This window comes from Pseudomonas sp. GW823-FHT04A03, from assembly GCF_058796615.1.
In genome coordinates, this window is the sequence record NZ_JBXAIV010000005.1 from 331,907 (window position 1) to 354,130 (window position 22,224).

Consider the following 22,224-nt stretch of genomic DNA (forward strand, 5'->3'; position numbering starts at 1 on the left):
CCTGAGCGGGTGTCGAGAAAATTTGACGGAGCATAAGCCGCAGGCCCGAGGCCGGGCAACATTGGTCGGCCCGTGGTGTCTGGATCACGGCTTTTGCGGCACAATTGCCGCCTATTTCGCTCCGGTTACCGCTGCAATGAGCTGCAACAGTCAGAAAATCCGCACCCTGCGTCAGCAGATTCCCACGTTCGAATGCGTGCCGGGCTGCCATGACTGCTGCGGACCGGTGACCACCTCGCCCGAGGAAATGTCCCGCCTGCCGCGCAAGACCCGCGCCGAGCAGGACGCAGCCATGGAAGAGCTCAACTGTGTGCACCTGGGGCCAAATGGCTGCACGGTGTATGACGAGCGGCCGCTGATCTGCCGGTTGTTCGGCACCACCCAGACCTTGCCGTGCCCCAACGGTCGGCGACCGGTGGAGCTGATTCACCCACGGGTCGAGAAGCAGGTGTTCGAGTACATGGCCGAAAACCGCCAGGTGCTGGTCTGAGCGATCAGTCCGGAATCGGCAGGCTCAGGCTCTCTTTCACTTCTTCCATCACGATGTAGCTCTTGGACTCGCGCACATGCGGCAGCTTGAGCAGGATGTCGCCCAGCAGCTTGCGGTACGAGGCCATCTCGGAAATCCGCGCCTTCACCAGATAGTCGAAATCCCCTGACACCAGATGGCATTCCAATACGTGGGGCAATTTCAGCACCGCACGTCGGAACTCTTCGAAAGTATCGCCGGATTTGTAGTCGAGGCTGATCTCGACGAACACCAGCAGACTACCCTTCAAGTGCTGCGGATTCAGGCGGGCGTTGTAGCCCATGATGATCCCCTCGCGCTCCAGGCGCCGCACCCGCTCGGTACACGGTGTGGTGGAGAGCCCGACCTTCTCGCCCAGCTCGGTGAATGAAATCCGCCCGTCCGCCTGCAGGATCCGCAAGATGTTGCGGTCGATCTTGTCCAGCTCACGTTTGGTCTGAGTGTTGGTACGCATAGGGGATGCGCCTCCGTGAAAAGGGTTTTTGCCGAGAATTGTCGCCAAATATAGGCGCTTATACAGTGAAAAGCACTGGCAAATCTTTTTTACACTGCGCGCATCATTGCTCTAACAACAGACGTACGCGGCACGCCGCGATGAGGGATACAAAATGCGCGTTATGGTCTTGGGTAGCGGCGTCATCGGTACCGCCAGTGCTTACTATCTGGCCCGTGCCGGGTTTGAAGTGGTGGTGGTCGACCGGCAGCCCGCCGCGGCCATGGAGACCAGTTTCGCCAACGCCGGCCAGGTCTCGCCGGGCTACGCATCGCCGTGGGCCGCGCCGGGCGTCCCGCTCAAGGCCATCAAGTGGCTGTTGCAACGCCACGCGCCGCTGGCGATCAAGGCCACCGCCGACATCGACCAGTACCTGTGGATGGCGCAGATGCTGCGCAACTGCACCGCCAACCGTTACGCGGTGAACAAGGAGCGCATGGTGCGCCTGTCCGAGTACAGCCGCGACTGCCTCGACGAATTGCGCGCCGAAACCGGCATTGCCTACGAAGGCCGCAGCCTCGGTACGACCCAGTTGTTCCGTACCCAGGCGCAACTGGATAACGCCGCCAAGGACATCGCCGTATTGAAAGAGTCCGGCGTGCCGTTCGAAGTGCTCGATCGTGCCGGCATTGCCCGCGTCGAACCGGCGCTGGCCGGTGTCACCGACATCCTCGCCGGTGCCCTGCGCCTGCCGAACGACCAGACCGGCGACTGCCAGATCTTCACCACCCGCCTCGCCGAAATGGCCACCAAACTGGGTGTGGAATTCCGCTTCGGCCAGGACATCCAGCGCCTCGACTTCGCCGGTGACCGCATCAACGGCGTGTGGATCGACGGCAAGCTGGAAACCGCCGACCGCTACGTGCTCGCCCTCGGCAGCTACTCGCCGCAACTGCTCAAGCCGCTCGGCATCAAGGCCCCGGTGTATCCGTTGAAGGGTTACTCGCTGACCGTGCCGATCACCAACCCGGCCATGGCCCCGACTTCGACCATTCTCGACGAGACCTACAAGGTCGCGATCACCCGTTTCGACAACCGCATCCGCGTGGGCGGCATGGCGGAGATCGCCGGTTTTGACCTGTCGCTGAACCCGCGTCGGCGTGAAACCCTGGAGATGATCGTCAACGACCTTTATCCTCAGGGCGGCAATCTGGCCGAAGCGAGTTTCTGGACCGGCCTGCGTCCAACCACCCCGGATGGCACGCCGATCGTCGGCGCCACCCCGTTCAAGAACCTGTTCCTGAACACCGGTCACGGCACCCTCGGCTGGACCATGGCGTGCGGCTCCGGTCGTTTGCTGGCTGACCTGATGGCGAAGAAAAAGCCGCAGATCAGCGCCGAAGGCCTCGATATTTCCCGTTATGGCAACACCACCCAGGAGTCCGCAAAGCATGGCAATCCAGCGCCAGCTCACCAATGAGCGAATGAGTCAGATCGTCAGCCACAACGGTACGGTGTATCTGTCCGGGCAGGTCGGCGATGACTTCAACGCCGGTGTCGAACAGCAGACCCGCGACGTACTCGCCAACATCGAGCGTTTGCTCGATCTGGCCGGCACCGACAAACAGCATCTGCTGTCGGCGACGATCTACCTGAACGACATCGAAGCGCACTTTGCCGGCATGAATTCGGTGTGGGATCAGTGGCTGCCCAAGGGCGCCGCCCCGGCCCGTGCCACGGTTGAAGCGAAGATGGCCAAGCCGAGCATCCTGGTCGAAATCTCCATCGTCGCCGCGTTGCCGTAACCCGTTGTAAAGATCCCTCTCCCGGTGCTGTTGGCGGTTCACGCCGTCAGCCAGCGCCGGTTTTTATTCCCATGACCGCCAAGAAGTCTGCTGCCATGCGTCCTGCCCGTGCCCTGATCGACCTTCAAGCCCTGCGTCACAACTACCGTATCGCCCGTGAAGTCACCGGTGCCAAGGCACTGGCGGTGATCAAGGCCGATGCCTACGGCCATGGCGCAGTGCGTTGCGCCCAGGCGCTGGAGGCTGAAGCGGACGGCTTCGCGGTGGCGTGTATCGAAGAAGCCCTGGAGCTGCGTGCCGCCGGCATCCGCGCGTCGGTGCTGTTGCTCGAAGGCTTTTTCGAGGCCGACGAGCTGGCGCTGATCGTCGAGCACGATTTCTGGTGTGTGGTGCATTCGCTGTGGCAGCTCGAAGCGATCGAGCAGGCGGCGTTGAGCAAACCGATCACCGTGTGGCTGAAGCTCGATTCGGGCATGCACCGTGTGGGCCTGCATCCGAAGGATTACCCGGCGGCTTACCAGCGTTTGCTGGCCAGCGGCAACGTGGCGAAAGTCGTGCTGATGAGCCACTTCGCCCGGGCCGATGAGCTGCACGAGCAGAGCAGCGCCGATCAGGTCGCGGTATTCGAAGCCGCGCGTCAGGGCCTGGCCGCCGAAGTCAGCCTGCGCAACTCGCCGGCGGTGCTGGGCTGGCCGCAGATTCACAGCGACTGGGTGCGCCCGGGCATCATGCTCTACGGCGCCACCCCGTTCGAAGAAGCCAACGCCGTGGCCGAGCGCCTGCAACCGGTGATGACGCTGGAGTCGAAAGTCATCAGCGTGCGCGAACTGCCGGCCGGCGAGCCGGTGGGTTACGGCGCGAAATTCATCACCGACAAACCGATGCGCATCGGCGTGGTCGCCATGGGTTACGCCGACGGTTACCCGCGTCAGGCCCCGACCGGCACCCCGGTGCTGGTGGCCGGCCAGCGCAGCCGCATTCTTGGCCGGGTGTCGATGGACATGCTGTGCATCGACCTGACTGACGTGCCGCAAGCCGGCCTCGGTTCGACCGTCGAGTTGTGGGGCAAGAACATCCTCGCCAGCGACGTGGCGAAGTGGGCGGACACCATTCCGTACCAGATCTTCTGCAACCTGCGCCGGGTGCCAAGGCTCTATTCCGAGGGTTGAAGCGCAAGCGGGGCCCAAGTGTTGTAAATACTGAACGCTGTCGCCATGATAACGCTCAATATTTCTACAGCATCAGGAGGCTCCAGCCTTGGACGTCGGTGAACGACTGCAATCGATCCGCAAGCTCAAAGGGCTTTCCCAGCGTGAACTCGCCAAGCGCGCGGGCGTCACCAACAGCACCATTTCGATGATCGAAAAGAACAGCGTCAGCCCTTCGATCAGTTCGCTGAGGAAAGTTCTGGGCGGGATTCCCATGTCCATGGTCGAGTTCTTTTCCGAAGAGATCCTGCAGGAAAAACCGACCCAGATCGTCTACAAGGCCAACGAGCTGATCGACATTTCCGACGGCGCCGTGACCATGAAACTGGTCGGCCGCGCGCACCCGAGCCGGGCCATCGCGTTCCTCAATGAAATCTACCCGCCGGGCGCCGACACCGGTGAAGAAATGCTCACCCACGAAGGCGAGGAAACCGGGATTCTGGTGGAAGGCCGCCTGGAGCTGGTGGTGGGTCTTGAAACTTTTATCCTCGAAGCCGGCGACAGCTACTACTTTGAAAGTACCAAGCCGCATCGTTTCCGTAATCCGTTCGATGCACCGGCGCGACTAATCAGCGCAGCCACGCCGGCGAATTTTTAAACAAAGAGGCGCCAGGCCATACCGGCGAAGGCACCCGAAACGTTTTTCCACAGCGCGATATAACCCCTTCGACTTTGGGGTTGTTTCAGTGACGCGGGCTAACCGCTATACTTGCGCCCGCCTGCGAACCGTGGCCGCAGGCGTGAATAGCCACCATTGAGGGTGAACGCGTGAACCTAATTATGAAAATGCTGGCTGCACCAGCAACCGTACTGGCCCTCTGGGCTGTCAGCGCTCAAGCTGCGACGAATGACGACATTGCCAAACGCCTCGAGCCCGTCGGCCAGGTGTGTGTTCAAGGGCAAGAGTGCAAGGGGATGGAAGTCGCTGCTTCGGCAGGCGGCGGTGGCGGCGCCAAGACGCCGGACGAAGTGATTGCCAAACATTGCAACGCTTGCCACGGCTCCGGCCTGTTGGGCGCACCGAAAATCGGTGACGCGGCAGCCTGGAAAGAGCGCGCCGATCACCAGGGCGGCCTCGACGGCATCCTGGCCAAGGCCATCACCGGCATCAACGCCATGCCGCCGAAAGGCACCTGCGCCGATTGCTCGGATGACGAGCTGAAGGGCGCGATCCAGAAGATGTCCGGCCTGAAATAAGCCGCGCTTCTGACGAAAAAAACCGTCTCCGGACGGTTTTTTTGTGCCCGCGATTTGGGCCTGAGGCTGTTCTTTGCAGCAAACAACCGGCAATCTCGGTCGTACCTCTATTCACGGAACGGGCAGGAGGCTTCAGATGGTGCAGTTGTGTTCGATCGAACAGGCAGTGGACGACGTGCTGGCGCGGTTGCCGGCGCACATCCACATGGGCCTGCCGCTGGGGCTGGGCAAACCCAATCCCTTCGTCAACGCGCTGTACCGGCGGGTTGCCGGATTGCCCGAACGGCAACTGACGATCTACACCGCCCTGTGCCTCGGCCGTCCGGCCCTGGGCGATGGTTTGCAGAAGCGCTTCATCGAACCCTTTGTCGAGCGGGTGTTCGGTGATTACCCGGAGCTGGAATTTCTCGCCGACCTGCACCGCGACAGCCTGCCGTCCAACATCCGAATCGAGCAATTCTTCATGCAGCCCGGCAGTCTGCTCAACAGCGCGCCGGCCCAGCAGGATTACGTCAGCAGCAACTACAGCCACGCCGCCCGTGACATCAACGCCGCCGGCCTGAACCTGGTGGCGCAGTTGCTCGCCAGCAGCAGCGAACACCCGGACCGTCTGAGCCTGAGCTGCAACCCGGACATCACTCTCGACCTGTTCCCGATGATCGCCAAACGCCGGGCAGCGGGGGAGACCATTCTGCTGGTCGGCCAGGTGCACACGGAGTTGCCGTACATGCCGGGCGATGCCGAAGTCGACATCGACACCTTCGACCTGTTGATCGACGAGAAGGACAGCAGCACACTGTTTTCCACGCCGAACATGCCAGTCGGCTTTCAGGATCACTTCATCGGATTGCACGCCAGTACCTTGGTACGCGATGGCGGCACCTTGCAGATCGGCATCGGCTCGATGGGCGATGCGCTGACCGCCGCGTTGCTGGCGCGTCAGGCCGACAACGCCGGATACCAGGACCTGCTGGCCGATGTGAACCTCAGCCAGTGGGCGCAGTTGATCGAACGCGAGGGCGGCATCGAGCCATTCGCCAAAGGCCTGTACGGTTGCAGCGAAATGTTCGTCAACGGCCTGCTGGTGCTGGCCGAAGCCGGGATCATCCGGCGCAAGGTTTACCCGGATGTGCAGACCCAGGAGCAGGCCAACGCCGGGACTCTCGACGAGGCGGCGCAAACCGATGGCCTGTCGATCCACGGCGGTTTCTTCCTCGGGCCGCGCAGTTTTTATGAGCGCTTGCGTGAGTTACCGCTGAGCAAACGCCTTGAATTCAACATGACCCGCATCAGCTACATCAACGAGCTGTACGGTCAGGAAGAACTCAAGCGCCTGCAGCGTCTGGATGCGCGATTCATCAACACCGTGTTCACCATGACCCTGCTGGGTGCCGGGGTGGCGGATCAACTGGAAGACGGGCGGGTGCTCAGCGGCGTCGGCGGGCAGTACAACTTCGTTGCCCAGGGCCATGCGCTGCACGATGCGCGCTCGATCCTGCTGCTGCGCAGCTGGCGCGAGTCCGGTGGCGATGTCAGTTCGAACATTGTCTGGGAGTACGGCCACTGCACCATTCCACGGCACCTGCGCGATATCGTGGTGACTGAGTACGGCATCGCCGATCTGCGCGGCAAGTCGGATGCGGTGGTGATAGAGGCGCTGTTGAACATCAGCGACTCACGCTTCCAGCAGGGCCTGATCGAACAGGCGCAAAAAGTCGGCAAGCTGCCGAAGGATTTCCGTCTCGATCCGCGCTTTACCGACAACACCCCGCAACGCTTGCAGGCGATTGCCGCGCGGCATCCGAACCTGTTTCCGGAGTATCCGCTGGGCTGTGATTTCACTGAGGTCGAGAAGGATCTGTTGCGAGCGCTGAACTGGCTGAAGAGCAAATTCAAGCTGACCGAGATTCTGGAGCTGGGCAAGGCAGCGCTGGACGCGCCTGAGGCTTCGCTGTATCCGGAGCATCTGGCGCGCATGCAGCTCACCGATCCGGAAGGTCTGAAGGAGGACCTGTTTCAGCGTTTGCTCCTCACCGGCCTCAAAGCTACCGTGCAATAACTCCCGGCACAAAACCACTGTGGGAGCGAGCTTGCTCGCGATAGCGGTTAGTCAGACACCGAAGATGGAGACTGAACTGACGCATTCGCGAGCAAGCTCGCTCCCACAGTTATTGCGGCAAGCTTGCGCCTTTCAGCGATTACTCGATGAAAGTAACCACGCCATCCTTCAGCGACTTCACGCGAGCCAGCGACTCGACGCGGTAACCCTGCGAATCCAGCTCCGCACGGCCGCCCTGGAACGATTTCTCGATCACGATGCCCAGGCCCGCGACGGTGGCGCCGGCCTGCTTGATGATCGAGATCAGCGCCTGGGACGCCTTACCGTTGGCCAGGAAGTCGTCGATGATCAGCACGCGGTCGCTGCTGGTCAGGTGGCGCGGGGATATGGCCACGGTGCTTTCGGTCTTCTTGGTGAACGAGTAGACGGTCGCCGACAGCAGGTTTTCAGTCAGGGTCAGGGACTGTTGCTTGCGGGCGAAGATCACCGGCACGCCGAGGTTCAGACCGGTCATGATCGCCGGGGCGATGCCCGAGGCTTCGATGGTGACGATCTTGGTGATGCCGGAATCCTTGAACAGCGTGGCGAATTCGTCGCCGATCAGCTTCATCAGGGCCGGGTCGATCTGGTGGTTCAGGAAGGCGTCGACCTTCAGGACCTGGTCGGAAAGCACGATGCCTAGTTCGCGGATTTTCTGGTGCAATGCTTCCATGAAGCTGTCCTCATTTGGCGCTTGGTGCGCCGAAGGTCTAGTAAAAAGTGGTCAATTCTAGCGCTTTAACATCGCGCGTATATCAGCCAATGCGCTGTTGCCCCGCACGGCTTTGACTTCGGTCGGTGTGTCGTCGTTGCCTTCCCAGGCCAGGTCGTCCGGCGGCAGTTCATCGAGGAAGCGGCTTGGCGCGCAGTCGATGATCTCGCCGTACTGTTTGCGCTTGGCGGCGAAGGTAAACGCGAGGGTCTGGCGCGCGCGGGTGATGCCCACGTAGGCCAGGCGGCGTTCTTCTTCGATGGTGTCGGCTTCGATGCTGGAACGGTGCGGGAGGATTTCCTCTTCCATGCCCATGATGAACACGTAGGGGAATTCCAGACCCTTGGACGCATGCAGGGTCATCATCTGCACGCCTTCGGCGCCGTCTTCCTCTTCCTGCTGACGTTCCAGCATGTCACGCAGGACGAGTTTGCCGATGGCGTCCTCGACGGTCATTTCGCCGTCTTCGTCTTTTTCCAGGGTGTTCTTCAAGGCTTCGATCAGGAACCAGACGTTGCTCATCCGGTAGTCCGCAGCCTTGTCGCTGGAACTGTTGGTGCGCAGCCAGTTCTCGTAGTCGATGTCCATGACCATGCTGCGCAGGGCGGAGATCGGGTCTTCGCCGGCGCACTGCTCGCGCACCTTGTCCATGAAGCGCTTGAAGCGCGACAGGCGATCGGTGAAGCGGCTGTCCAGATGTTCGCCCAGACCGAGTTCGTCGGTGGCGGCGTACATCGAGATCTTGCGTTCGGTGGCGTAGTTGCCGAGTTTTTCCAGGGTCGTCGAGCCGATTTCCCGGCGCGGCACGTTGATCACCCGCAGGAAGGCGTTGTCGTCGTCCGGGTTCACGATCAGGCGGAAGTAGGCCATCAGGTCTTTCACTTCCTGACGGCCGAAGAAGCTGTTGCCGCCGCTCAAACGGTACGGCACCTGGTGGTGCTGCAGTTTCAGCTCGATCAGCTTGGCCTGGTAGTTGCCGCGATAGAGGATCGCGAAATCGCTGTACGGGCGGTCGGTGCGCAAGTGCAGGCTGAGGATTTCCATGGCCACGCGCTCGGCTTCGGCGTCCTCGTTGCGGCAGCGGATCACGCGGATCTCGTCGCCGTGGCCCATCTCACTCCACAGCTGCTTCTCGAATTCGTGGGGGTTGTTCGAGATCAGGACGTTGGCACAGCGCAGGATGCGGCTGGTGGAGCGGTAGTTCTGCTCCAGCATCACCACTTTCAGGGACGGATAGTCGTCCTTGAGCAGCATCAGGTTTTCCGGCCGCGCGCCGCGCCAGGCGTAGATCGACTGGTCGTCGTCACCCACCACGGTGAACTGGTTGCGCTTGCCGATGAGCATTTTCACCAGCAAATACTGGCTGGCGTTGGTGTCCTGGTATTCGTCCACCAGCAGGTAACGCACCTTGTTCTGCCACTTTTCGAGGATGTCGGCGTGCTCTTCGAAGAGTTTCACCGGCAGCAGGATCAGGTCGTCGAAGTCCACCGCGTTGAACGCCTTGAGCGTGCGCTGGTAGTGGGTGTAGACGATGGCGGCGGTCTGTTCCTTGGGGTTGCGGGCGTTTTCCAGGGCCTGGGCCGGCAGGATCAGGTCGTTTTTCCAGGCGCCGATCATGTTCTTGATCTCGTCGACGCCGTCGTCGCCTGCGTATTCCTTCTGCATGATGTCGGTCATCAGCGACTTGACGTCGGTTTCGTCGAAGATCGAGAAACCGGGTTTGTAGCCCAGCCGTTCATGTTCCTTGCGGATGATGTTCAGGCCCAGGTTGTGGAAGGTGCAGACCGTCAGGCCGCGGCCTTCGCCGGCACGCAGCAGGGTGCCGACCCGTTCCTTCATCTCGCGCGCGGCCTTGTTGGTGAAGGTCATGGCGACGATGTACTGGGCACGGATGCCGCAGTTCTGGATCAGGTGCGCAATCTTGCGCGTGATCACGCTGGTCTTGCCGGAGCCAGCACCGGCGAGCACCAATAGAGGGCCGCCGACGTAGTTCACGGCTTCTTGCTGCCGGGGATTGAGTCGGGACATACGAAAATTCGGGAGTCGTTGACGAAATGGGCCGGCATTTTAACAGGCTCAGCGATTTGTGCTGCTCTCTCCGACTTGTGACGCAGCACGCGATTCAAATTTGCCGGTTTTGTTACTTTCACGCAGGATGCGCGGTGATTTTGCGGCTAATGTTCTCATTCGTGACACAAAATAACGTTTTGATAACCGTTGTCGTTTGGTCATTGGTAGCCGCAACGGCATAATGCCCGCCGCCCACATCATTGCAGAGTCTAGGGAGTCAGCTTGACTACGCCTGTCGAACCCTTGCGTTTGCTGCTACTGGCCGAAGAGCCAGCGTGGACAGCGTTATTGCGCGAGTGTCTGGCTCCGTTGGGGAGTGCGGCGGTGCTGATCAGCGCGCCGAACTGGGAGTCGGTCAGCAGTCTGTTCGAAGACAACCGCCACGCGGTGTTGTTGACCGTTCCCGCGTTGCAGCCGGCGCCCGGCCGTTGCAGCCTGCCGACGGTATTGCTTCTGGAACACGAGCCGGCAACCGCACCCGATGGCGTCAGCGACTGGCTGGTATTCGATGCCCTCGATGCCGGCATGCTCCGGCGTTGCCTGCGCCATGTACGCGAACGCGGCGTGCTGGAAAACACCCTGCAACGTCTGGCCGAGCAGGATCCGCTGACCGGCATCGCCAACCGTCAGGGCTTCCAGACCCTGCTCACGGCGCGCCTCGCCGAAAATGACGGCCGCGGCCTGGCCCTCGGGCACCTTGATCTCGACAACTTTCGCCACGCCAACGACGCCCTCGGCCACCAGGCCGGCGATCGCCTGATCCTGCAAGTCGTCGCAAGGCTGAAAAGCCAGCTGGAAGTCGGCGATCAACTGGCGCGCCTCGGCAGCGATGAGTTCGCCCTGCTGATCGACACCCGCCGCGCCCCGCAACGGGCCGAGTGGATGGCCGAACGGATCACCGAAGCCTTGGCCGAACCCTACTGGGTCGACGGCGAAAGCCTGTTGATCGGCTCCAGCCTCGGTATCGCCCATGCCCGGGCCCAGGGCGGCGCCGATCCGCTGATGTGGCACGCGCACATCGCCATGCAGCAGGCCAAGAGCACTCAGGGCTGCACCTTTCACATCTTCAACGAACGAATCAACCGCAACGCGCGAAGCATGGCCGACCTCGAAAGCGAGCTGCGCCGGGCCTTGCGTCGCGATGAGCTGGAGCTGCATTACCAGCCGCGCCTGAACCTGCAGGACGGCCAGATCGTCGGCCTCGAAGCGCTGGTGCGCTGGCGCCACAGTGAGCGCGGCCTGTTGCCACCGAGTGAGTTCGTGCCGCTGGCCGAGCAGAGCGGTCTGATCGTGCCGCTGGGTTACTGGGTGATTTCCCGGGCCCTGCGTGACATGCAGGCATTGCGCGAGCGCGGTCTGCCGGCGCTGCACATGGCGATCAACCTGTCGTTCCGCCAGTTTCAGGACAGTCAGTTGTTGCCGACGCTCAGCCGTTTGATCGCCGAGCGCGGTGTCGAGGCGCAGTGGCTGGAATTCGAACTCACCGAAACCGCCGTGATGCGCCGCAGTGATCTGGTCAAGCAGACCATGGACGCTCTCGGTCGCCTCGGCGTGCGTTTCTCGCTGGATGATTTCGGCACCGGGTTCTCGTCGTTTGTGCACCTCAATAGCCTGCCGATCACCTTGCTGAAGATCGACAAGAGCTTCGTCGGTGGCATGGAACAACGCGAAGAGAACCGCAAACTGGTGCACGCGATGATCAACCTCGCGCATAACCTGCACCTGGAAGTGGTGGCCGAGGGGGTGGAAACGCGGGAGCAACTGGATCTGCTTCGCGGGTTCGGCTGCGATCAGGTGCAGGGTTACCTGATCAGCAAGCCGTTGCCGTTGACGGAACTGGTTGATTACCTGGTGGCTGATGCCAGTCAGCCTCCGCTGGGAATCGTGGTTTAGCCTCAAGACCCTGTGGGAGCGAGCTTGCTCGCGATGGCGGAGTATCAGTCGAACGATTAGTCACTGACACACCCTTATCGCGAGCAAGCTCGCTCCCACAGTGAAACTCACTCGGGCTGAGCGATCTTGAAGCCTTGAGCTTGCGGTTCGAGTCGAATCATTCGCTTCATCTTCCATTCGAACGCCAGCGTCAGGCTCACCGCCGCACAGGCCAGCCCCAGCGCCAGACCCCACCAGACGCCGGTCGGCCCCCAGTGCAGATGGAACGCCATCAGCCACGCCGCCGGCGCACCGATCAGCCAGTAGCAACCGAGCCCGACCAGAAACGTGGTCTTGGCATCCTTGAGTCCCCGAATACAGCCCATGGCAATCGTCTGCGTGCCGTCGAACAGCTCGAACCACGCTGCCACGGCGAGCAGGCTCACCGCCAAACGAATCACCTCGGCAAACGCCGGGTCGTTATGGTCGAGGAACAAACCGACCAGTTGATTCGGCAGCAGCCAGAACACCATCGCAAACCCCAGCATTACCACTGCACCGAAGACGATGCCGACCCGCCCGGACATCCGCGCATCGCTCAATTGCCCGGCGCCGTAATGCTGGCCGACGCGCATGGTGATCGCATACGACATCCCCGCCGGAACCATGAATGCCACCGAGACGATTTGCAGGGCGATCTGGTGCGCCGCCAGTTGCGTGCTGCCCATGGTGCCCATGCACAGCGCCGCGAAGGCGAACAGCCCGACTTCCACTGCGTAGGCGCCGCCGATCGGCAGGCCCAAACGCCAGAGTTCTTTGAGGTACTGCCGGTTCGGCCGCGACAGGCCTTCGCGCAACGGGTACGCGTCGTAGGCCGGATGCCGGCGAATGTGCCATGCCAGCGCCAGTGCCATGCAGTTGGCGACAATCGCCGTGACCAGGCCGATACCGGTCAGCCCGAGTTTCGGCAGGCCGAACATGCCGGTGATCAGCGCGTAATTGAGCAGGAAGTTGGCCACCGTGCCGGCGAGGCTGATGACCATCACCGGTGTTGCCCGGCCGATGGCGCTGGTGAAACCGCGCAGGGCCATGAAGCTCAGGTATCCGGGCAGGGCGAACGGCAAGGCGATCAGAAATTGCCCGGCGGCGTTGACGTTGGTCTCGGTCTGGCCGAACAGCAGCAACACCGGTTTCAGATTCCACAACAGCAAACCGGCACCGAGCGCCATCAGCCACGCCAGCCACAGCCCGGCCTGAGTCAGGCGGGCGGCGCCGATGATGTCGCCGGCGCCCTGACGAATCGCCACCAGGGTGCCGACCGCCGCGATCACGCCGATGCAGAAGATCGACACGAACGAATAACTCGCTGCGCCCAGACCGCCACCGGCCAGCGCTTCGGGGCTGAGGCGGGCCATCATCAGGGTGTCGGTCAGCACCATCAACATGTGCGCCAACTGCGAGGCGATCAACGGCCCCGCCAGCCGCAGGATGGCCCAGAGTTCGGTACGCACAGGACGCTGCATGTTTTCACATCCTTATAAAAGAGAGAGCAAGTGACCGTCGATTCTCAGGGTTTGGCGCGGGTTGCACAAAGGGATAAAAAGGATGGGTGGCATGATTAAAACTCATCCTGCCGCGATTCTGCTAAGTTGGCTCAATCCCGCCATTGGAGCGTTGTGCATGTCCCGTCGTCTTCCACCCTTGTATGCCCTGCGCGCATTCGAAGCGGCGGCACGCCACAGTTCGTTCACCCGGGCCGCCGAGGAATTGTCGATCACTCAAAGTGCGGTTAGCCGACATATCCGTACGCTGGAAGAGCACTTCGCCTGCCGCTTGTTCCATCGCAGTGGGCGCAACCTGCAACTGACCGAGTCGGCACGCTTGCTGCTGCCGGGCATCCGTGATGGCTTTGCCGCGCTGGAACGGGCCTGCAATACCTTGCGCGCCGAAGATGACATCCTGCGCATGAAAGCCCCGTCGACCCTGACGATGCGCTGGTTGCTGGCGCGGCTCAGTCGCTTCCGCCATCTGCAGCCAGGCAACGAGGTACAACTGACCAGCGCCTGGATGGACGTGGACTCGGTGGATTTCAACAACGAACCGTTCGATTGCGCGGTGTTGCTCAGTGACGGGCATTTCCCGCCGGACTGGGAAGCCAGCCTGCTGTTTCCAGAAGAGCTGATTCCGGTCGGCGCGCCGAACCTGCTCAACGATCAGCCGTGGGACGTGGCGCGGCTGGCCAGCGCCGAGCTGCTGCACCCGACGCCGGATCGCCGCGACTGGCGCAGCTGGCTGGAACACATGGGGCTGTCGGATCAGGTATCGCTCAAGGGCGGGCAGGTGTTCGATACCCTGGAACTCGGGATGATTGCGGCGGCTCGGGGCTATGGGGTTTCCATGGGCGATCTGCTGATGGTGGCCGAAGACGTTGCCCAGGGACGCCTGAGTCTGCCGTGGCCGACGGCGGTCGCCAGCGGACTGAATTATTACCTGGTGTGGCCAAAGACCCGTCCAGGAGGTGAACGTTTGCGCCGCCTCAGCGACTTCCTGCAAGGCGAAGTCCGCGCCATGGCGCTGCCGGCGGTCACGCGCTTGAGCTGAAACGTTCGAGCCTGCACAATGCCGGCCTTTCGCTATACCCCTGCTGATCGCTCAAGTATTCGGTTTTACCGCCGAATACGTGCATGTGGAACCGTCGTGCCGGTCTCCACGATTCACCCCCACTATTAGAAAATTTCCGAGTCGGGATCAAGGAGGATCCCGTGGCTCGGCCAGGAGCTGTCCATGTCTCAACCTCGCGCTCGGATCGCCTCGCAGCTGGGCCTCGCGCTCGCCGTGATACTGGCGATAGTCATCAGCGGCAGTACGGTGTTCGCCCTGCGTTCGCTGGACACCGCCAACCTCGCCACCCGTGAAGAACACCTGGCCAGCGAGGCACGCCTGCTCGCCGATCAGCTGAGCACTTTTCACGGCACGCTGCGTGAAAGCACCCAGCGCCTGAGCGGGTTGTTCGAGAAGCGCTTCAGCGCGGGCCTGAGCATTCACCCGAGCGAGCCGGTCAATGTCGCGGGCACCCAGACTCCGGGCCTGCACCTGGGCAGCGAAGTGTTGAACAACAACTTCAAGGAAGTCGACGAGTTCAAGCAGATGACGGCGGGTGTTGCCACGCTGTTCGTGCGTAGCGGCGAAGACTTTATTCGCGTCAGCACCTCTCTGAGCAAACAAGACGGCACCCGCGCCATCGGCACCGTGCTCGACCACGCCCACCCGGCCTATGCGAAATTGATGGCGGGGCAGGGTTACGTCGGTCGCGCCTTGCTGTTCGATCGCTCCTACATGACTCAGTACACCCCGGTGCGTGACAGCGGCGGCAAGGTGATCGCGGTGTTGTTCGTCGGTTTCGATTACACCGATGCGCAGAACGCCCAGTTCGCCAATCTCAAGCGCTTCCGCATCGGCCAGACCGGCTCGCTGGCGCTGCTGGACGAAAAGAACCAGTGGCTGGTGGCGCCGGCCGGCGTGCAGGCGCTGGATCAAGCGGTTCCAGTGATCAATGGCCTGGCGAAAGCGCCGGGTAAAGGACAGTTCTGGAGCGACAAGTCCGAAGACTTCTACAGCATCGCCGTGCCGTTCGAAGGCGGCCCGTGGTCGGTGGTGGCGAGCATGCCGAAGGCCGAGATCCGCGCGGTGACCTGGAGCGTCGGCACTCAGCTGGCCATCGGCAGTCTGCTGGCGATGTTGCTGGCGGTCGGCTCCGTGGTCTGGTTGCTGCGCAGCAAACTGGCGCCGCTGGGTGATCTGGTGCGTCAGGCCGAAGCCTTGGGCGCCGGTGATCTGAGTGTGCGTCTGAGCGTGTCGAGCAATGACGAGATCGGCCAGTTGGCTCGCGCGTTCAACCAGATGAGCCAGGCCCTGTCGACCATGGTCGAGCACATTCGCCGCGCCTCGGAAGAGGTCAACCGTCGGGCTCAAGCCCTGTCCGGGCTGTCCGGTGGCGCGTATGAAGGCATGGAGCAACAGTCTGGCGAAATCACCAGCATGGCCGGCGCGGTTGAAGAGTTCTCCGCTACGTCGCTGAACATTGCCGACAACATGGGCAACACCCAGCGTCTGGCCCAGGAAAACGCCCAGCAGACCCAGATCGGTCGCACGTCGATGGAAGAAGCGTCTTCCTCGCTGGAGCAGATTGCTGGCGCGCTGAACACCACCGCGACTGTGATCAACACGCTCGGTCAGCGCTCCCAGGAAATCGGCGGCATCGTCAGCGTGATCACCTCGATTGCCGAACAGACCAACCTGCTGGCGCTCAATGCGGCCATCGAAGCGGCCCGTGCCGGTGAGCAAGGTCGCGGGTTTGCCGTGGTGGCCGACGAAGTACGTAATCTGGCCTCTCGCACTCGTCAGGCGACCGATGAAATCTCCGGCATGATCCACAGCATCCAGCAGGAAACCGGCAACGCCATCAGCACCATGGAACAAGGCAACGTGCTGATGCAGGAAGGCCTGTCGCGTAACGCCAACGTGGCGTCGGCGCTGGCGCGGATCGATGAGCAGAGCCGTTCGGCGGGTCAGCAGTTTGCGGCGATCACCACCGCGACCCAGGAACAGAGCAGCACCGCGACGCTGTTGAGCAGCAACCTGCAGAGCATCGCGATGGCCAACAGCGAGCAGCGCGAAGTGGTGTCGAACCTGGCAATCACCGCCAAGGAGCTGGAGGGCTTGGCAGCCGACCTGCGCCAAGAGGTCGACCGCTTCCGTTGAGGTCTCTCTGAAACAGCTATCGCGAGCAAGCTCGCTCTCACAGGGTTTTTGTTGGACCTGTGAGAGCGAGCCTGCTTGCGTTTGGGCCCACCACAATCTCGGCACTTACTGAGTCGCCGGCCGATATTGCAACGCTTCGGCCAGATGTTCGCGACTGATATCCGCGCGCTTCTCCAGATCCGCCAACGTCCGCGCGACCTTGAGCAGCCGGTGCGCCGAGCGCAGCGACAAGGTCAGTCTTTCGCATGCCGTCTCCAGCCAGGTTTCATCGGCTGTGGATAACTTGCAGTGCTTCTTCAGTCCCGGCAAATCGAGAAATGCATTGGCGCAACCCTGGCGTTTTTGCTGACGCTCGCGGGCCTCTGCGACCAAGGTGGCCGCGCTGGCGCTGTCCTCTCCCGGTTTTACCGCAGGGTTCAACGCTGTCGCCTCCCGCGCCACCGTCAGGTGCAAATCGATCCGGTCCAGCAACGGCCCCGACAGTTTGTTGCGATAGCGCTGCACCATGTCCGGCGTGCATGAGCACTTGCCGCTCGGTTCGCCAAGATATCCACAGGGACAGGGATTCATCGCCGCCACCAGCTGGAATCTCGCGGGAAACCGCACCCGTTCCTTGGCTCGGGCGATCACGATGCAGCCGGATTCCAGCGGTTCGCGCAGAACCTCGAGCACCTTGCGATCAAACTCGGGCAGTTCATCGAGGAACAGCACGCCGTGATGGGCGAGGGTGATTTCGCCGGGTTGCGGTTTTGAGCTGCCACCGACCAGTGCCGGCCCGGAGGCCGAGTGATGTGGTTGGCGAAACGGGCGCTGCGGCCAGTGCGTCAACGGTGCGCCGCTGGCAACCGATTGAATCGCGGCCACTTCCAGCGCTTCGCTCTCGGCCAGCGGTGGCAGCAACCCCGGTAATCGACTGGCCAGCAACGTCTTGCCCGTTCCCGGTGGCCCGCTGAACAGCAGGTTGTGGGCACCGGCGGCGGCAATCAGCAGCGCCCGTTTGGCGGCCAGTTGGCCCTGGACTTCATTCAGGTCGGGATAGGGTTTCGCGGCATGGATCAACCCGTCCGAGACATAAGGTTCGACCGGTGTATGTCCATTGAAATGCGCCACGGCCTCTAGCAGATGATCCACCGCAATCACCCTCAGTCCGGACGCCAGACAAGCCTCCTCGGCATTCGCCCGCGGCACCACCAGCGTCCGCCCGGCCTTGCGCGCCGCCAGTGCCGCTGGCAACACCCCACGCACCGCTCGCACTGCGCCGGATAACGCCAGCTCGCCGAGGCATTCCACATCATCGAGCGTCAACGTCGGCACCTGCACACTCGCCGACAGGATCCCCAGCGCAATCGCCAGATCGAACCGCCCCCCATCCTTGGGCAAATCCGCCGGCGCCAGATTCAACGTGATCCGCCGCGCCGGAAACTGCAGCCCGGAATTGATGATCGCACTGCGCACCCGGTCCTTGCTCTCCTTCACTGCGCTTAGATGTTGTATTCTCAAACTAGATTATCGACTTTTGAGATAGGCGTTCATGAAGAAAAAAGTTTTTTGCTACGTCCGATTCAGCTCGAAAAAACAGGAGCATGGGGACTCTATCGAGCGGCAGCAAAGGCTGATCAATGATTACCTTGAAAAAAACAACGCCGAGGTCGTTGAGCAATTCAACGATTTGGGGGTGTCGGCATTTCGAGGAAAAAACGTAAAAGCCGGGCAATTGAGCAGATTTCTTGATCGTGTAAAAAAAGGCGAAATTGGGACTGGAGACACTCTTATCGTTGAATCACTTGACCGAATCTCCCGACAAAAAGAGCTAGATACGATCTCAATTCTTGCCTCCATCCTGAACGCTGGCGTTGTCATTTTTACTCTTGCTGACCAGCGAGTTTACAACGCTCAAGACGAAGATCATGCGAATCTAATTTTTCAGATAAATTTCATTATTAGTCGGGCGCATGACGAAAGTTTAACCAAACAACGCAGATCTATTTCAGCGTGGTCACGTAAGCACGAAGAAGCTCGAAGCGGAAAAGCCGTGATGACGAGAAAACTTCCGTACTGGTTAAGAACTATCGAAGATAACGGCACTACGAAAATAGTAGTAATTGAAGAGAGGGCAAAAGAGGTTAGACGGGCATTTGAGCTTGCCTCATATAAGCTTGGAGCGCAGGCGATAGCGACAAAAATTAACAGCGAGGGGGCCGAAAAGAGATGGACACTCATTGCTATAAGGCACCTCTTAAGCTCGAAGTCAGTTTACGGTAGCTTTGAGGCTTTCAAAACAAAATCACTAAGCGGAACCTTGGAAAAAAACCAAACATATGAAGAGATTGAGGGGTATTTTCCTCCGGTAATTGAGAAAAGCGAATTTTACAAAGTGCAGGCATCTCTAGAGAAAAACAAAGAGATTTACGCCACAAGAGGACGCACCCCAAAAGGCTTCCGTAACGTATTCAAAGGACTGATTAAGTGTCTCGACTGCGACTCCTATCTTCATCAGAGCTTTATGAAGAGAAAAGGAAAGGAGTACATGTATCTTATTTGTCATAAAAGCTTGGTGAACGCATGCCCAAGTGGCAAAAAAGTGATAATTCCTTATCGGCACGTGCTTGAGCCATTTCTTCTGTTTTTCAAGAATTATGGAGTAGAAAAATTACTTTCAAGCTCCAACTCCCAGGAGCTGAAAAATAAGTTGTCAGCGGTAAATCAAGAAAGGATTAGCAAAAATGCGTCCCTCCTTAGGATTTCTAGTGATATCGAAAAAAACAATGGGGAAATCCCCAAAACCTTGATGTCACTTATGACAAAGATCGAAGGTCAGCTGTCAAAACTAGAGGAAGAATTTAACTTGCTTTTGGGGCAGCTTGAAAACCTAGAGGCGTCCGATGTAATAAAGAATGAGATTACCCGCAAAGAACTTCACGAGCTGTTAGATAGCGAAGAAGGCAGATTGAAATTCAACTCCTTGCTATCTATTCAAAAGATCGAAGTACTCATTAGCAGGAACTTCGGCGAAGAGTACAGCAGCATGTTTATTTTCTTTCATGAGAAAGGGTTTTCTGAGAATATAAGATTCAACCGAAAGGAAGCAATACTACCTTTCACGGGGCGCTACAATTTTTACACAAGAACATATAGCGATGGTTTCGTAGGCGAACCAACTCCAATCGAAGATGTTGATCATAAGAACTTCAAAATCGATTGGTCACTGTAATTGTCAATTTAAGATAAGTTGCCACACCGACTAACAATAACCTAGAGGTAAAAGGGTACAAAAACCAAATGGAAAATCTAAAACTGCAATCGTTTAACGAAGAAAGACTACCTCGCGCCCCTTATTGCACGGATGATCGTCAACATGGTTTAGTTATAAGGCCGCTGCGATCAGCAATTAAAAAGCGCTACATACAATTCAATCCACCTCATGCGCTTTACTGGATAGTACTTGACATCGACATGCCAATTATAGGCAGTCTTACAATGACTAAAATACTTGAAGGTGAAATCCCCCAACCCAATTTCCTAGTCGAAAATCGGGAGAATGGCCATGCGCATGCTTTCTTTGGATTAAAAACACCGGTAGCGAAAGGTGATCATGCGAGCCGATCGGCTTTAAACTATGCCGCTGCTATTGAAGCGGCGTTAATTCGAGCATTTGGTGCTGATGCGCTCTACACAAATCTCATCAGCAAAAACCCGCTGAATTCTCACTGGAATCTGATCGACCTAAGATCAGAGCTTTACACATTGGGTGAGTTGAATGAAAAATTGGATCTCAGCGGCCCGTCTAAAAATGTAATGCGCCGCGTCACCCTAGAAAAAGCTAAAGCGCAAGGCATTGGGCGCAATTGCCAGATGTTTAACCGTATTCGATCCTACGCTTATCGAACTGTCATCGAACATCGTCAGTCAGCATCGTTCAATGAGTGGCAGCGCCTATTAATTTCAAAAGCCGAAGCTTACAACGACTTTCCCGATCCCCTTTTACCTAAAGAGCTGAGTCATATCGTAAAGTCGGTAGCGCGATGGACATGGTCAAAGTACACCGCTAAAAGCGCGGCTGAGTTTTCTCGAATGCAAGCGGAACGAGGTGCCAAGGGCGGTAGGGCTAGCGCTCAGAAGCGCTTGGCTGATGCTGGTGACGGTTTTAATGAGCACATGCGGCAGCTAGGCAAGAGAAATGGTAAAGGGGTCTCAGCTGCTCAACCCTGGATCGAGCAGGGTATAAGCCGTAGTCAGTGGTATCGGGACAAGAAAAAATTGGCCCTCTCTGAATCAGCTGGCTCGAACCCTGTGCTGGAGGCACCGATTCAGACAAAGCAAGTCAAAATAGGATTTTTGGGGATCAACCCCGAGTACCCAACACCGAGTTGGAACCTACCGATTGCTATTGCTCCGACGGCGAACCTACATCACACATTCTCAAGCGATCTTGACGAAGAGGTGCATCCGATCTGTCTCTGAGAGTTTCACCAGCCAAAAAGAGCCGATAATTTTCGCCCCTATAAATGATAACGACTCTCATATGTGGCACAAAGCGAAGCCTTATCAGATAACAGTGCCTTTAGGGGGGGGTAGCTCTTGATCTTAGCTGTGTAGGGACTCATTACTAACACTCTATTCGACCTATTGAGGGTGAAGGTGAGTATTCGGTTGTATGCACGTAACAGCTATCAAAAAAACCATTCTAAAATGCCCCACAATCCATTGTGAGGTGTTTTGACACACATGTCAGCATAGATGGCTCTTTCTATAAAACTCTTCTTAAAAGTGATCTGGAGGCTCTCTAACAGCAATTCGCATGAAATTAGAGGTTGTAACAAAATTCACCCGACCCGATTATTAGACTTTCAGCCTCCAAAAATGTAAACCCCTTGAGCTAACGACCTGAATTGAAAGCCATTGACGCAACATAATGCCCGACAATATCTTTGGCGTCAGAGTAAACCAAAGCGCTGGCGAATTGTGTATCGCTCAAGCCGGACCGTTCAATGAATGATTCGAATAAGTTAGTGATTGCTTGATCTGACGCAACAAAAGAATCATCGGCTTCAATACGCGCTATTGCATACCCCGCAAGAAGTGCCCCACATTTAACCGTTCGTTTAAGAGCAGTTTGTCGATCCAGCACTGTCTGTAACTCAGAAGGATCCATAGCGTCAATTGCTGCCGTAGCGGCGAGATCAGGAACACTCAAATCACCCAATACATGCCTAGCCTTTAACTTGTTGATTCTTACATCCACATCCATCTCATTCATCTCATTCATCTACAACTCTCCTATGATTTTTAATAGCTTACAGCACCAGACTTTAACTGCCACCACTAATACATAATCCACATACCAGATTGATGCAAAAATCTTCGGAATTGAAAATTCCTAAATTTTTCCATCTCTAGAAAAAGCACCTATGCCGGTTATGCGGATCCAACTTGGGTTAATTCGACACCGTCGGTAATTTTTTCCTTATCGACGTCAAGGCAAGATTAGTTAGCAATCACTTGGAAGACCAACGTTCTATATTCCCGTCGTGGAATCCCG

The 22,224-nt window shown here is 58.7% G+C and carries 17 protein-coding genes and 1 pseudogene; 12 read left to right on the top strand and 6 right to left on the bottom strand.

The window, feature by feature from the left end:
- The first annotated feature begins 136 nt into the window (after positions 1-136).
- Positions 137-490 (top strand): YkgJ family cysteine cluster protein, encoded by a 354-nt coding sequence (locus tag AC1Q9F_RS16415; RefSeq protein WP_007954485.1) that lies wholly within the window; start codon positions 137-139, stop codon positions 488-490.
- Positions 491-494: 4 nt separating this feature from the next.
- Here AC1Q9F_RS16415 and AC1Q9F_RS16420 read toward each other — a convergent pair whose 3' ends face one another.
- Positions 495-983, bottom strand: a complete 489-nt coding sequence (locus AC1Q9F_RS16420; protein WP_003177284.1) for an Lrp/AsnC ligand binding domain-containing protein — start codon at positions 981-983, stop codon at positions 495-497.
- A gap of 154 nt (positions 984-1,137) precedes the next feature.
- On the opposite strand from AC1Q9F_RS16420, the gene dadA reads away from it, so the two are divergent.
- The 6 genes from dadA (at position 1,138) to AC1Q9F_RS16450 (ending at position 7,231) form a co-directional block, all read left to right on the top strand.
- The gene (gene dadA / locus AC1Q9F_RS16425) at positions 1,138-2,442 is read left to right on the top strand and encodes a D-amino acid dehydrogenase (protein WP_007954487.1); all 1,305 of its coding nucleotides are present in this window, start codon (positions 1,138-1,140) and stop codon (positions 2,440-2,442) included.
- Positions 2,414-2,767 carry a RidA family protein gene (locus AC1Q9F_RS16430; protein WP_039765240.1) on the top strand — a complete coding sequence of 118 codons (354 nt, stop codon included), beginning with the start codon at positions 2,414-2,416 and terminating at the stop codon, positions 2,765-2,767. Before dadA ends, AC1Q9F_RS16430 begins: the two co-directional genes overlap by 29 nt.
- Before the next feature lie 95 nt (positions 2,768-2,862).
- The gene (gene alr / locus AC1Q9F_RS16435) at positions 2,863-3,936 is read left to right on the top strand and encodes an alanine racemase (RefSeq protein WP_492620219.1); all 1,074 of its coding nucleotides are present in this window, start codon (positions 2,863-2,865) and stop codon (positions 3,934-3,936) included.
- 88 nt (positions 3,937-4,024) lie between these two features.
- On the top strand, positions 4,025-4,573 hold the full coding sequence (locus AC1Q9F_RS16440; RefSeq protein ID WP_003229444.1) for a cupin domain-containing protein: 549 nt from the start codon (positions 4,025-4,027) through the stop codon (positions 4,571-4,573).
- A gap of 182 nt (positions 4,574-4,755) precedes the next feature.
- Positions 4,756-5,172 carry a c-type cytochrome gene (locus tag AC1Q9F_RS16445; protein WP_045121730.1) on the top strand — a complete coding sequence of 139 codons (417 nt, stop codon included), beginning with the start codon at positions 4,756-4,758 and terminating at the stop codon, positions 5,170-5,172.
- 136 nt (positions 5,173-5,308) lie between these two features.
- The gene (locus AC1Q9F_RS16450) at positions 5,309-7,231 is read left to right on the top strand and encodes an acetyl-CoA hydrolase/transferase C-terminal domain-containing protein (RefSeq protein ID WP_492620218.1); all 1,923 of its coding nucleotides are present in this window, start codon (positions 5,309-5,311) and stop codon (positions 7,229-7,231) included.
- 139 nt (positions 7,232-7,370) lie between these two features.
- On the opposite strand, the gene AC1Q9F_RS16455 is transcribed toward AC1Q9F_RS16450, so the two are convergent.
- Both AC1Q9F_RS16455 and rep read right to left on the bottom strand, forming a co-directional pair.
- Complete coding sequence (locus tag AC1Q9F_RS16455; RefSeq protein WP_007954497.1) at positions 7,371-7,943, bottom strand: xanthine phosphoribosyltransferase; 573 nt, start codon at positions 7,941-7,943, stop codon at positions 7,371-7,373.
- A gap of 57 nt (positions 7,944-8,000) precedes the next feature.
- Positions 8,001-10,010 (bottom strand): DNA helicase Rep, encoded by a 2,010-nt coding sequence (gene rep, locus AC1Q9F_RS16460; RefSeq protein ID WP_007954499.1) that lies wholly within the window; start codon positions 10,008-10,010, stop codon positions 8,001-8,003.
- A 264-nt stretch (positions 10,011-10,274) separates the two neighbouring features.
- Between rep and AC1Q9F_RS16465 the strand changes: the two genes are divergently transcribed.
- Entirely contained in the window at positions 10,275-11,945 is a 1,671-nt protein-coding gene (locus AC1Q9F_RS16465; RefSeq protein ID WP_179693290.1) for a putative bifunctional diguanylate cyclase/phosphodiesterase, read from the top strand.
- 107 nt (positions 11,946-12,052) lie between these two features.
- Here AC1Q9F_RS16465 and AC1Q9F_RS16470 read toward each other — a convergent pair whose 3' ends face one another.
- Positions 12,053-13,447, bottom strand: coding sequence for a NorM family multidrug efflux MATE transporter (locus tag AC1Q9F_RS16470; protein WP_492620217.1), 1,395 nt, complete (start codon positions 13,445-13,447; stop codon positions 12,053-12,055).
- Between the two features lie 157 nt (positions 13,448-13,604).
- Here AC1Q9F_RS16470 and AC1Q9F_RS16475 point away from each other — a divergent pair, with 157 nt between their 5' ends.
- Together AC1Q9F_RS16475 and AC1Q9F_RS16480 are read left to right on the top strand one after the other, a co-directional pair.
- Positions 13,605-14,525, top strand: a complete 921-nt coding sequence (locus tag AC1Q9F_RS16475; RefSeq protein ID WP_085746790.1) for a LysR substrate-binding domain-containing protein — start codon at positions 13,605-13,607, stop codon at positions 14,523-14,525.
- A gap of 183 nt (positions 14,526-14,708) precedes the next feature.
- A complete protein-coding gene (locus tag AC1Q9F_RS16480) occupies positions 14,709-16,685 on the top strand; it encodes a methyl-accepting chemotaxis protein (RefSeq protein WP_492620216.1) in 1,977 nt (658 codons plus the stop codon).
- A gap of 105 nt (positions 16,686-16,790) precedes the next feature.
- Here AC1Q9F_RS16480 and AC1Q9F_RS16485 read toward each other — a convergent pair.
- Positions 16,791-18,167: pseudogene (locus tag AC1Q9F_RS16485) on the bottom strand (YifB family Mg chelatase-like AAA ATPase); the annotation flags it as partial.
- A 49-nt stretch (positions 18,168-18,216) separates the two neighbouring features.
- Between AC1Q9F_RS16485 and AC1Q9F_RS16490 the strand changes: the two are divergent.
- Positions 18,217-19,896, top strand: a complete 1,680-nt coding sequence (locus tag AC1Q9F_RS16490; protein WP_492620215.1) for a recombinase family protein — start codon at positions 18,217-18,219, stop codon at positions 19,894-19,896.
- A 68-nt stretch (positions 19,897-19,964) separates the two neighbouring features.
- Entirely contained in the window at positions 19,965-21,146 is a 1,182-nt protein-coding gene (locus AC1Q9F_RS16495) for a replication initiation protein (RefSeq protein WP_492620214.1), read from the top strand.
- Between the two features lie 415 nt (positions 21,147-21,561).
- On the opposite strand, the gene AC1Q9F_RS16500 is transcribed toward AC1Q9F_RS16495, so the two are convergent.
- Entirely contained in the window at positions 21,562-21,951 is a 390-nt protein-coding gene (locus AC1Q9F_RS16500) for a hypothetical protein (protein WP_492620213.1), read from the bottom strand.
- Between the last annotated feature and the right edge of the window lie 273 nt (positions 21,952-22,224).

Excerpts from the sequence above, each read along its gene's own strand:
- AC1Q9F_RS16415 (WP_007954485.1), top strand. The coding sequence starts at position 137 with ATGAGCTGCAACAGTCAGAAAATCCGCACCCTGCGTCAGCAGATTCCC.
- AC1Q9F_RS16420 (WP_003177284.1), bottom strand. The coding sequence starts at position 983 with ATGCGTACCAACACTCAGACCAAACGTGAGCTGGACAAGATCGACCGC.
- dadA (WP_007954487.1), top strand. The coding sequence starts at position 1,138 with ATGCGCGTTATGGTCTTGGGTAGCGGCGTCATCGGTACCGCCAGTGCT.
- AC1Q9F_RS16430 (WP_039765240.1), top strand. The coding sequence starts at position 2,414 with ATGGCAATCCAGCGCCAGCTCACCAATGAGCGAATGAGTCAGATCGTC.
- alr (WP_492620219.1), top strand. The coding sequence starts at position 2,863 with ATGCGTCCTGCCCGTGCCCTGATCGACCTTCAAGCCCTGCGTCACAAC.
- AC1Q9F_RS16445 (WP_045121730.1), top strand. The coding sequence starts at position 4,756 with ATGAAAATGCTGGCTGCACCAGCAACCGTACTGGCCCTCTGGGCTGTC.
- AC1Q9F_RS16450 (WP_492620218.1), top strand. The coding sequence starts at position 5,309 with ATGGTGCAGTTGTGTTCGATCGAACAGGCAGTGGACGACGTGCTGGCG.
- AC1Q9F_RS16455 (WP_007954497.1), bottom strand. The coding sequence starts at position 7,943 with ATGGAAGCATTGCACCAGAAAATCCGCGAACTAGGCATCGTGCTTTCC.
- rep (WP_007954499.1), bottom strand. The coding sequence starts at position 10,010 with ATGTCCCGACTCAATCCCCGGCAGCAAGAAGCCGTGAACTACGTCGGC.
- AC1Q9F_RS16470 (WP_492620217.1), bottom strand. The coding sequence starts at position 13,447 with ATGCAGCGTCCTGTGCGTACCGAACTCTGGGCCATCCTGCGGCTGGCG.
- AC1Q9F_RS16475 (WP_085746790.1), top strand. The coding sequence starts at position 13,605 with ATGTCCCGTCGTCTTCCACCCTTGTATGCCCTGCGCGCATTCGAAGCG.
- AC1Q9F_RS16480 (WP_492620216.1), top strand. The coding sequence starts at position 14,709 with ATGTCTCAACCTCGCGCTCGGATCGCCTCGCAGCTGGGCCTCGCGCTC.
- AC1Q9F_RS16490 (WP_492620215.1), top strand. The coding sequence starts at position 18,217 with ATGAAGAAAAAAGTTTTTTGCTACGTCCGATTCAGCTCGAAAAAACAG.
- AC1Q9F_RS16495 (WP_492620214.1), top strand. The coding sequence starts at position 19,965 with ATGGAAAATCTAAAACTGCAATCGTTTAACGAAGAAAGACTACCTCGC.
- AC1Q9F_RS16500 (WP_492620213.1), bottom strand. The coding sequence starts at position 21,951 with ATGAATGAGATGAATGAGATGGATGTGGATGTAAGAATCAACAAGTTA.